At 65.8% G+C, this 11,174-nt stretch carries 8 protein-coding genes; 6 read left to right on the top strand and 2 right to left on the bottom strand.

Annotation, left to right across the window (positions count from 1 at the left end):
- Positions 1-5: 5 nt before the first annotated feature.
- Positions 6-566 carry a sugar transferase gene (locus CSW63_RS15390; RefSeq protein ID WP_062099873.1) on the top strand — a complete coding sequence of 187 codons (561 nt, stop codon included), beginning with the start codon at positions 6-8 and terminating at the stop codon, positions 564-566.
- Here CSW63_RS15390 and CSW63_RS15385 read toward each other — a convergent pair.
- Both CSW63_RS15385 and CSW63_RS15380 read right to left on the bottom strand, forming a co-directional pair.
- Positions 563-2,011, bottom strand: a complete 1,449-nt coding sequence (locus CSW63_RS15385; protein ID WP_062099874.1) for a mannitol dehydrogenase family protein — start codon at positions 2,009-2,011, stop codon at positions 563-565. The two genes, CSW63_RS15390 and CSW63_RS15385, sit on opposite strands and share 4 nt — an antisense overlap.
- Before the next feature lie 85 nt (positions 2,012-2,096).
- Positions 2,097-3,605: a UxaA family hydrolase gene (locus CSW63_RS15380; protein ID WP_062099875.1), complete on the bottom strand. Its 1,509-nt coding sequence runs from the start codon at positions 3,603-3,605 to the stop codon at positions 2,097-2,099.
- Positions 3,606-3,764: 159 nt separating this feature from the next.
- On the opposite strand from CSW63_RS15380, the gene CSW63_RS15375 reads away from it, so the two are divergent.
- The 5 genes from CSW63_RS15375 to ppc all read left to right on the top strand — a co-directional run bounded on the left by CSW63_RS15375 (position 3,765) and on the right by ppc (position 11,108).
- On the top strand, positions 3,765-4,838 hold the full coding sequence (locus tag CSW63_RS15375; protein ID WP_062099876.1) for a LacI family DNA-binding transcriptional regulator: 1,074 nt from the start codon (positions 3,765-3,767) through the stop codon (positions 4,836-4,838).
- A 108-nt stretch (positions 4,839-4,946) separates the two neighbouring features.
- Positions 4,947-6,410, top strand: a complete 1,464-nt coding sequence (gene uxaC / locus CSW63_RS15370; RefSeq protein ID WP_062099877.1) for a glucuronate isomerase — start codon at positions 4,947-4,949, stop codon at positions 6,408-6,410.
- Between the two features lie 24 nt (positions 6,411-6,434).
- Entirely contained in the window at positions 6,435-7,274 is an 840-nt protein-coding gene (kduI, locus tag CSW63_RS15365) for a 5-dehydro-4-deoxy-D-glucuronate isomerase (protein WP_062099878.1), read from the top strand.
- 150 nt (positions 7,275-7,424) lie between these two features.
- Positions 7,425-8,192, top strand: coding sequence for a 2-dehydro-3-deoxy-D-gluconate 5-dehydrogenase KduD (kduD, locus tag CSW63_RS15360; protein ID WP_062099879.1), 768 nt, complete (start codon positions 7,425-7,427; stop codon positions 8,190-8,192).
- A 186-nt stretch (positions 8,193-8,378) separates the two neighbouring features.
- A complete protein-coding gene (ppc, locus tag CSW63_RS15355; RefSeq protein WP_062099880.1) occupies positions 8,379-11,108 on the top strand; it encodes a phosphoenolpyruvate carboxylase in 2,730 nt (909 codons plus the stop codon).
- The last annotated feature ends 66 nt before the right edge of the window (positions 11,109-11,174 follow it).

Genomic DNA, 11,174 nt, shown 5'->3' with positions numbered 1-11,174 from the left:
GTCGCGTGAAGCGCGCCTTCGATATGGTGGCGGCGGGGGTCGGGCTGGTCGTTCTGGCCACGCCACTCGCGCTGCTCTGGCTGCTGGTGCGAGCGACGTCGCCAGGGCCGGGTCTCTACTGGTCTCAACGTGTCGGGCGGGCGTCGGCGCTGTTTCCGATGCCCAAGTTCCGCACCATGCGGATCGACACGCCCGAGGTGGCCACGCACCTGCTGGACAATCCCGACCAATGGCTCACACCCATCGGCGGCGCCATGCGCAAGCTCAGCCTGGATGAACTCCCCCAGCTGTGGAGTGTGTTCATCGGCCACATGAGCCTGGTTGGCCCGCGTCCCGCCCTCTTCAACCAGCACGACCTGATCGCGGCGCGCCAGGCGGCGGGGGTCGATAGTCTACGGCCCGGCGTGACCGGTTGGGCTCAGATCAATGGGCGGGATGAACTGGCCATTCCCGACAAGGTCGCGCTCGACGCCGAATATCTGCGCCGCCAGTCGTTCCTGTTTGATCTTCAGATCCTGGTCAGCACCGTCGTGCCGGTGCTGACCGCGCGCGGCGTTACGCGTTAGCTCAGGTTGGCATAGGCCGTTTCGAGCGCCGCCACGAAGGTTGGATTTTCCGAGAGCGCGGCGGGGAACACCGTGTCCAGCGCCAGGAACGCGGCGACGTCGGTCTTGGCTTCGCCGGTCGCCGCCGCGCCCAGAGCCGACAGGCGTTCCTGCAGCGGATCGACGATCATCTCACCCGCCTCGGCGCGGCGAGCGATAAAGCGCATCCAGGCCGCTAGAGGAACCACCAGACGTTCAATGGACCGGTCAGCCTCCAAAGTCTCGGTGAGGGTTCCCAGAATCCGGAACGGCAGCTTCTGCGAGCCATCCCAGGCGATCTGCGAGAGCAGATGGCGGATCTCCGGATTCCGGAAACGCGCCAGGATCGCGTCGGCATAGCTCTGCAGGTCCAGGCCGCGCGGTGGCGTCAGCGTCGGGATGATGTCGTTGGCCATCATGTCCTGCGCGAGGGCGGCGAGGGCGGGATCACTGACGGCTTCAAAGACCGTCTCATGGCCGCGCAGCAGGCCGACATAGGCGAGCGTTGAATGGACGCCATTCAGCAGCCTTAGCTTGGCGCGCTCGAACCCACGAACATCGTCAGTCAGGATGACGCCGACGCTGGCGAGGTCGGGGCCGTCCGCTGGCAGCACGTCCTCGACCACCCACTGGGTGAAGGCCTCGCGTTGGATCGGCCAAGCGTCTTCCAGTCCGGTGGCGGCGAGAACGCGGGCGCGTAGCGCATCATCGGTCGCCGGCGTAATGCTGTCGACCATCGTCCGCGGAAAGCGGCCCTCGTGGTCTATCCAGCGGGCGAGTTCCTCATCCAGCTTGCCGGCATAGGCGACCACTGCGGCTTTCAGCCGCCAGCCGTTGTCGGCGAGGTTGTCGCAGGCCACGACCGCGTACGGCGCGAGCCCGGCGGCGAAACGGCGGCGCAGACCTTCCACAATGTAGCCGACGGCGCTCCGGGGTTCGCGTGGATTGGCCAGATCATGGATGATGTCGGGATGGTTCTCGTCCAGTCCCCCGTCAGGCGACAGCGTGTAGCCTTTTTCGGTCACGGTCAGGGTGACCAAGCGAGTGGTCGGCGCGGCGAGACGCGCGAACACGGAGGGCGGATCTTCGGGAGCCACCAACACTTCCAGGATCGAGCCCATGACGCGGAAGGTCGTGTCGGCGTCAAGCTGGGCCAGGGTGTAGAGGCCATCCTGGGGCTCCAGCGCATCCCGGACGCCGGGGCTCTTGAGCGACACGGCGCACACGCCCCAGCGCGGGTCGTGCTCCAGCAGCTTGTCGAAATAGTAGGCTTGGTGAGCGCGATGGAATGCGCCCGGACCGAAGTGCACCACACCGACCTGAATCTTGTCTCTGTCGTAGCCGGGAATGGCCACGCCGGGGATCGCGCCGGGATAGCTGGTGGCGCTGAGGCGGAGGGCTTGGGTCGTGACGAAGGAAGCAGTCAAAGGACACGCCTGGAGTTTCGTTAGGGAAGGGCGGGACGGTAGATGAGCCAGTTTGGACACCGGTGGCAATCCAGCTTTGCGGATTTCAGAGGGTGACTCCGGATTTCCAGATCGCGATCTCCCGTTCGCCGTTCTGTTCGGCCTTGGTCGCCTTGCCGGAAGCGGTTGCGATCACAAGGTCCATCAGTCGGTCAGCCGCAGCGTCCATTGAAACGCCTTCCAGCACCTGGCCCGCATCGAAGTCGATCCAGCCCGGCTTGCGCTGCGCCAGTCCGGAGTTGGAGGCGATCTTCAGGGTCGGCGCGGGAAAGCCCAGTGGCGTTCCGCGGCCGGTGGTGAACAGGATCACCGTCGCCCCGGCCGCTGTCAGGGCCGTGGACGACACCGCGTCATTACCGGGCGCTTCCAGCAGTGTCAGGCCGTGGCGACCGACCTTGTCGCCATAGCGCAGAACTTCCACGAGCGGCGAGCGCCCGCCCTTCTGCACCGCGCCAAGGGATTTTTCCTCGAGGCTGGTGATGCCGCCCGCGATATTGCCCGGAGACGGATTTTCATAGATCGGCTGGTTGGCTTCGATGAAGTAGCGCTTGAAATCGTCGATGACCGCGACCGCAGCGTCGAACACTTCCTGTGTCGCGGCGCGCTGCAGAAGAACGTTCTCGGCTCCGAATATCTCGGGAATTTCCGTCAGTACGGGGGTGCCACCGGCCTCGGCGACCTTGTCGGCGATCCGCCCGACCAGCGGATTGGCGGTGACTCCCGAGAAGCCGTCCGATCCGCCGCATTTCAGGCCGACGACCAGTTGGGAGATCGGGACCGGTTCGCGCTGATCGCGCTCGGCGATTTCGACCAGCGCTTCCACGGCCGCCAGGCCATCTTCGAGTTCGTCCTCGACCATCTGGGTCGTGAAGCTTCTCAGTCGTTCCCGATCGATATCGGGCGCGCTTTCGAGCAGCGTCTTGAGCTGGTTGTTCTCGCAGCCGAGGCCCAGGATCAGCACGCCGCCGGCGTTGGGATGACTGGCCAGCGCGGCGATCAGCTTGCGCGTATGGGTCAGATCGTCGCCGAGTTGCGAGCATCCAAATGGGTGGGGGAAGGCATGAACGCCATCGACCCGGCCGCTAAAGCGCTGGTTGGCTTTTTCTGCGATCCGGCGCGCGGTGTTGGCGACGCAGCCGACGGTGCACAGAACCCAGATTTCGTTCCGCGTCCCGGCCCTGCCGTTCTTGCGGCGAAAGCCCTGGAATGTTCTTGCATCAGCGGCCGGGGGGCGTGTCACCGGGGCGGGGGAAAAGCTGTAGTCCTCTACGCCTTCGAGGCGGGTGGCGACGTTATGGACGTGAACGTGATCGCCTGCCGCGATGTCACGGGTGGCGCGTCCGATCGGCCAGCCGTATTTCAAGACATCCTCGCCGGATCGCACCGGACGCGTCGCGATCTTGTGGCCCTTGGGAATGTCCGCGCCGACGATCAGCGCCTGGCCGTGCAGCCGCACCTTTTCGCCAGTGGTGAGATCACGCAGCGCAGTGGCGACATGATCGCGCGAGTCCACCAGGTGGATCGATTCGTCAGGGATCGAGGTCGATTGGGTCATCAGGGGTGATCGTCGTCGCCTGTCTGCTGTCATCGCCCGCTATCGGCAGGATGGAAACCGGTGTCAATCATCTCGCAATCGAATGTTCCGCCTTATGTTGGCGAGCTTGGGTCGGCTGGAGTATGACAAAAGAAAACGCCCGAAGCTGCTGGAAACCCCGTGAGCCCTTCCAAGACGCCGTCCTCGATCCCCGATGAAAACGAGACCAGCGTCGAAGGCGGACGGCGGCGGGCCACGATCAACGACATCGCGCGTCTGGCCGGCGTGTCGAAAAAGACGGTGTCGCGGGTGATCAACCAGTCGCCCTTCGTGCGCGACGAGACCCGTGAGCGGATTGAGGCTGTGATCGCCGAATGGGGCTACGCGCCAGACCCTCAGGCGCGGGGATTGGCCTTCCGCCGATCGTTCCTGATCGGCATGATCTACGACAATCCCAATCCGCAGTACGTCGTCAACATGCAGCTTGGCCTGCTGGACGGTATGCGCGGTTCCGGGTTCGAACTCGTGGTGCATCCCTGTAATCGCGCCAGCCCGACTTTCCTCACTGACATCCGCGCGTTCGTCGAGCGGCAGAAACTGTATGGCGTCGTGCTGCCGCCGTCGGTGTCCGAGGACGAGCGGGTGGCCAAGCTGCTGAACGAGATCGGTTGCGCCTATATCCGGATCGCTTCGGTCGAGTTGGACAAGCCTGAGCACATGATCGTCGGCCATGACCGCATGGGCGGCGCCCAGGCCGCACGGCACATCGTCGAGCTTGGCCACAAGCGCATCGCCTTTATTTCGGGTCCGGAGAGCTTCCGTTCGTCGCACGAGCGGCGAGGGGGCTTTGAGGATGCTTTGGCCGAGGCCGGGTTGGCGCTGGCGCCGGAGGATATCGTCCAGGGGGCCTATACCTTCGAGTCGGGCATGGCCTGTGGCGACCTGCTGCTGTCGCGGACCCCGCGTCCGACGGCCATCTTCTGCGGCAATGACGAAATGGCCGCCGGCGTACTGCAGTCGGCCCGAAAGGCGGGGCTTTCGGTGCCCCAGGATCTGACCGTCGTGGGGTTCGATGATTTCCAGATCGCTCAGGCCGTCTGGCCGCCGCTGACGACCATCCACACCCCGACGCGCGAGATTGGTCGTATCGCCGTCGAGAAGCTGATCGGCGGTGAACGTCGCGAGCCGCGCGACGTCACCAAGATGGAACCAAACCTGGTTATTCGTGAGTCTTCCGGGCCCGTTCCGGCCTGAGCAAGCTTCACGCGCTGATGCTTGCATCGAGTGATGACACCGGTTACCAAGCGGACACGAGCGGCGGTCTGCGAAGCCGCCATCGACGAAGGGAGAAGACGCTAAGCCATGGCCAGACCTCTGAATTTTCACGAGGATCGTCTTTTCCCGTCCGATCCGACAATGCGGTCCTATGCGCGCGGCCTCTATGCGCTGGTCAAGGATCTGCCGATCATCAGCCCGCACGGCCATACTGATCCGTCCTGGTTCGCGACCAACGCGCCCTTCCAGGACGCTACCGATCTGTTGCTGGCGCCCGACCACTACCTGTTCCGCATGCTCTATAGCCAGGGCGTCAGCCTGGAGGCGCTGAAGGTGCGCTCGAAGGCCGGGGTTCCCGACACCGACCCCCGTGACGCTTGGCGGGTGTTCGCTTCGAACTTCCACCTCTTCCGCGGCACGCCGTCGTGGGTCTGGCTGAATCACGTATTCGCCAAGGTCTTTGGCTTCACTGAGTTCCTCGAGGCTTCGAACGCCGACGACTATTTCGACCGCATCAATGCCGCGCTTGCCACGGACGCCTTCCGTCCGCGCGCGCTGTTCGACCGGTTCAACATCGAGACGCTGGCCACCACCGAGGGGCCGCACGAAAGCCTGCAGCATCACGCCGCCATCCGTGAAAGCGGCTGGGGCGGCCACGTGATCACCGCCTACCGTCCCGACGCGGTCATCGACTTCGAGGACGAGCGTGGCCCGCGCGCCTTCGAGCGGTTCGCCGAGACCTCGGGGCAGGACGTCTATAGCTGGAAGAGCTATCTGGAGGCGCACCGCCTGCGTCGCCAGGCGTTCATCGACGCCGGCGCAACCTCTTCCGATCACGGCCATCCGACGGCGGCGACCGCCGACCTCTCCGATGTCGAGGCCGAGGCGCTGTTCAACAGCCTGGTGAAGGGGGACGTCACGCCGGAGAAGGCGGAGCTGTTCCGCGCCCAAATGCTGACCGAGATGGCCAAGATGAGCCTCGATGATGGCTTGGTCATGCAGATCCACCCCGGCTCGCACCGCAACCACAATGTGGGCCTGCTGAACTCGCATGGTCGCGACAAGGGCGCGGACATCCCGATGCGCACCGAATATGTCGATGCGCTGAAGCCGCTGCTGACCCGTCTGGGCAACGATCCGCGCCTGTCGATCATCCTGTTCACGCTGGACGAGACGACCTACAGCCGCGAACTGGCTCCGTTGGCCGGCCACTATCCAGTGCTGAAGCTGGGCCCGTCCTGGTGGTTCCACGATAGCCCGGAAGGCATGATGCGCTTCCGCGAGCAGGTCACCGAGACCGCCGGCTTCTACAACACCGTCGGCTTCAACGACGACACGCGCGCCTTCCTCTCGATCCCGGCTCGCCACGACGTGGCCCGCCGTGTCGACAGCGCCTTCCTGGCCCGCATGGTGGCCGAGCATCGTATGGACCTGGTCGAGGCCGAGGAACTGATCGTCGACCTGACCTATAACCTGCCCAAGAAAGCCTACAAGCTCGACCAGCGTCCGGACTGGGCTCGCCCCGCCACGCTGCGCGCGGCCGCCGAATAGAACACCCTTTCCGGAGACTTCCCGATGTTCGCCAAGACCTATCACGCCACCCATCCGGACATGATGTTCGCGGTCAGCAATGACGACCTGCGCGACCGTTACCTGATGCAGGGTCTGTTCCAGGACGGCCAGATCGTCCTGACCTACAATCACGCCGAACGCTTTGTCGTCGGCGGCGTCGTGGCCACCAGCCCGATCAAGCTGCCCGACCAGACCGAGCCCGCCTCGGCCGCTGGCCACCCGTTTTTGGAGCGTCGCGAGCTGGGCCTCATCAATGTCGGCGAGACGACCGGCAAGGTCACCGTCGACGGCGTGGTCTACGAGATCGTGCCGCGTGACGGCCTGTACGTCACCATGGGCGCCAAGGACGTCACCTTCGAAGGCGTCGACGGCGCCGCGCGCTTCTACCTGGTCAGCCTTCCGGCCCATGCCGCGTTCGAGACCAAGAAGCTGGCCTTCGCCGACGCGATCCCGCTGGAGCGTGGCGCGCTGGAGACTTCCAACGAGCGCACGATCTACCAGTACATCGTGCCGACCACCTGCAAGTCGGCCCAGCTGCTGCTGGGCATGACCGTGCTGAAGCCGGGCAGCGTCTGGAACACCATGCCGCCCCACCTGCACGATCGTCGTTCGGAAGCCTACTTTTACTTCGGCCTGGGCGAGAACGACCGGGTCTTCCACTACATGGGCGAGCCGGACGAGATGCGTCACATCGTGATCGCCAACGAGGAAGCCGTGATGAGCCCGCCGTGGTCGATCCACATGGGTTCGGGCACCGCCAACTATACCTTCATCTGGGCGATGGGCGGCGAGAACCTCGACTACACCGACATGAACGTGCTGGACATCTGCCAGCTGAAATAGGGCCTTCGGCCACCGTGCTCCGGTGTCATCCCGGCCGGAGCGCAGCGTAGGGCCGGGACCCAGGGGCGGTCGCCTTGCCGCTGGCCCCTGGGTCCCGGATCGACCTTTCAGGTCGTCCGGGATGACAGCTAATTTGAACAGGAACTCGACATGGCCAATCCGTTCAGCCTCGAAGGCAAGGTCGCGCTCGTCACCGGCGCCAACACCGGGATCGGGCAGGGGATCGCCATCGCCCTGGCCGCCGCCGGCGCGGATATCGCCGCCGCGGGCCGCAGTGAGCCGGTCGACACGCAGAAGGCTGTTGAGGCCCTGGGTCGTAAGTTCCTGTCGATCAAGGCCGACTTCGGCTCGACCGAGCCCGTTCAGCGCGTCGTCGACGAAACCGTCGCCGCCTATGGCAAGGTCGACATCCTGGTCAATAACGCCGGCATCATCCGTCGCGCGGACTCGATCGAGTTCAGCGAGGCCGACTGGGACGCGGTGATGGACACCAACCTGAAGGTCGTCTTCTTCCTGACCCAGGCCTTCGCCAAGCAGGCGCTCAAGCAGGGCGTCGAGGGCGGTCAGGCCAAGGTGATCAACATCGCCTCGCTGCTGTCCTTCCAGGGCGGCATCCGGGTCCCGTCCTACACGGCTTCCAAGTCGGGCTTGGCGGGTCTGACCAAGATTCTCGCCAATGAGTGGGCGACCAAGGGGATCAACGTCAACGCCATCGCGCCGGGCTATTTCGACACCAACAATACCGAGGCCCTGCGCAACGACGCTGACCGGAACGCCGCCATCCTGGCCCGTATTCCCGCCGGTCGCTGGGGGCGTCCGGAGGACATTGGCGGCGCTGCAGTGTTTCTGGCGTCGTCGGCCTCGGACTACGTTCAGGGCATTACTCTGCCCGTGGATGGCGGCTGGCTGGCTCGCTAGCGAAAGAAAAACGCGCAGAAATACGATGGTAGCGCAACCATCGTGCCGGGCGGCTTTTCCCGCCCGGTGAAGCGCGCTAGAGGGCGCCGCTACGTCAAGCGCCGGGGAACGGCCCGGCGCGACGACGTGTTCTCGAGATCCATTCCTGATCGGGACCGCCTCTCGCGCGGTCCCTGGAGTCCGCGCATGCGCAACCCGGCCCTGTCGATCGCCGCCGATCGTCCGACCAGCCGCCACGTCCGCCAGAACGCCAATCTGCTCAGCGAGCTGCTGATCGAGGCGATCACCTATCTGGAGGGCCCGGAGAAGGCCGAGCTGGTAGCCAGGGCGCGCAAGGCTGCGTCCCGGGAGGACGCCGCCACCGGCGACGCGCCGCAGCTGGACCACCTGTTCGCCGACCTGACGACCGAGCAGGCGGTGTTCCTGGCGCGGGCGTTCGCCAGCCATTCGCTGCTGGCCAATATCGGCGAGGACGTTGCCGGTCGTCGTCGTCATGCCGAAGCTGACGCCCGGCCCGGCGACGACCGTCCGCGCACCCTCGTCGACGCCGTGAAGGCGCTGAAATCCGCCGGCAAGTCCGACGCCGAGCTGGCGAAGGTCTTCGCGGCGATGAACGTCGTGCCGGTGCTGACCGCGCACCCGACCGAGGTGCGTCGCCGCAGCATGGTGGACCGAGAGACCGAGATCTCGCGTCTGATGGCCCTGCGCCGTCACCACCTGCCGCCGGACCTGGACGCCGAGATTCGCGAGAGCCTGTTCCGCGAGATCGCCCTGATGTGGCGTACGCGGCTCTATCGTCCCGAGCGGATCACGGTGAAGGACGAGATCCGCAATGCGCTGTCGATCGTCCGCACCTCGATCCTGCCGGCGATCATCGACCTCTACGGTGACTGGACCGGCAAGATCGGTCAGCACGGCCAGTTGGCGCCGTTGCTGAAGATGGGGTCGTGGCTGGGGGGCGATCGCGACGGCCATCCCGGTGTGAACGGCCAGACGCTGAAGTTGGCTTTCGCCAGCCAGTCGCGGGTGATCCTCGATTGGTACGCCGGCGAAGTGCGCAAGCTGTGGTCCAATCTCGCGGTGTCGACGGCCTACACGCCAGTGTCCGAGGAGCTGCTGGCCCTGGCCGCCCAGGCCAAGGATCCTTCGGTTCATCGGATCGACGAGCCCTACCGCCTGGCGCTGGAGCTGATCTTCGACCGCCTGACCGCCGTGTCGCAGAAGCTGACTGGCGCGCCGGTGGCCTTCGCGACGGGGGTGACCAGCGTCGAGCCCTACGGTCATCCGGACGCCTTCGTCGCCGACCTCTCGGTCATCATCGACAGCCTTGAGCGCAATGGCGGCGAGCGGCTGGTCGGTTCGGCCCTGCGCACCCTGGTCGAGGTCGCCAAGGCCTGCGGTTTCCACCTGATGAGCCTGGATCTGCGCCAGAACGCCGACGTTCACGAGCGCACCCTGGACGAGCTGTTCCGACGGGCGGGCACGGGCGTCGACTATCTGAAGCTCGGCGAGGACGCTCGGTGCAAGGTGCTGATTGAGGAGCTGTCGCATCAGCGCCCGCTGGTCTCGCCGTTCACCGCTTATGAAGAAGAGACGACCAAGGAGCTGGCGACCATGGAGGCGGCCGCCCAGGCGGTGCGCGACTATGGCCACGGCTGCCTTGGCGCCTACATCATCTCGAAGTCGGCGACCTTGTCGGACATGCTGGAACCGCTGGTGCTGCTCAAGCAGGTGGGGCTGGTCTGGGGCGGCGCGGCGCCGCGCGCCTCGGTCAAGGTCGCGCCGCTGTTCGAGACCATCGGCGACCTCGAAAACGGCCCGGCCGTGCTGCGCCAGTGGCTGGAGCTGCCGCTCAGCCGCACGATCCTGGGCGATCGGCCGGTGCAGGAAATCATGCTCGGCTATTCCGACAGCAATAAGGACGGCGGCTATGTCGCCAGCCGGCGCGGCGTGGCGACCGGCGCCTCTGCCTTGGCGCACGAGGCTGATCGCATGGGCGTAGGCTTGCAGCTGTTCCACGGTCGCGGCGGAAGCGTCGGGCGGGGCGGGGGGCCGGCCGCCGAGGCCGTGCTCGCCCAACCGGCCGGCACCGTCCAGGGACGCATCCGCATGACCGAGCAGGGCGAGATGATCGCCCGCCGCTTCGGCGACCAGCCGACCGCCCGCCGTAATCTCGACGGTCTGGCCGCCGCCGTGTTGATGGCCAGCGAGCGTCCGGTCCCGCAGCGCGACCCCAAGGTCGAGGCCGCCATGACCGCTCTGGCCGAGGCTTCGTTCCACGGCTATCGGGCGCTGGTCTATGACGATCCGGCCTTCGAGGACTTCTTCTGGTCGGTCACCCCGATCAGCGAGATCGTCGGTCTCAATATCGGCAGCCGGCCCGCAAGCCGGACCGCCAGCCGCAAGATCGAGGACCTGCGGGCCATCCCGTGGGTGTTCAGCTGGTCGCAGGCGCGGTTCATGCTGCCGGGCTGGTATGGCTTTGCCTCGGGCGTTGAGCGCGCGGGCCTATCGGTTGAGCAGTTGCGCGATCTGGCCGGCAGCTTCGACTTCTTCGCTTCCCTGCTGTCGAACATGGAGCTGGCCCTGGCCCAGAGCCAGATGGACATCGCCGCCCGCTATGTGGCCCTGTCGCCGGACAAGGCCGACGCCGAGCGGATCTTCGCGACGATCCGGCGCGAGCACGAGGCGGCGACCGGGCTGGCCCTGGCGATCCGAGGCGGAACCGCGCTGCTCGACAATCAGCCGGACCTCTCCGAATCCGTCGCGCTAGCCAGCCGCTCGGTCGATCCGCTGAACCATCTGCAGCTGGAGCTCCTGTCCCGTCGCAGGGCAGGGGACAGCGACGAAGCGCTGCGTCTGGCCATTCAGCTAACCGTCGCCGGCATCGCGGCGGGGCTGCGCAACACGGGTTGATGGAGCGGCGTTCTCCCAGGCCGGAGAAGGCACGGGATTCCAAGAGGTTATGATTGTCCATTTCGC

It is taken from the genome of Caulobacter sp. FWC26, assembly GCF_002742645.2.
Classification (GTDB): Bacteria; Pseudomonadota; Alphaproteobacteria; order Caulobacterales; family Caulobacteraceae; genus Caulobacter.
Note: the sequence above shows the minus strand (reverse complement) of the source record. Positions and strands in the feature narration are given on the sequence as shown.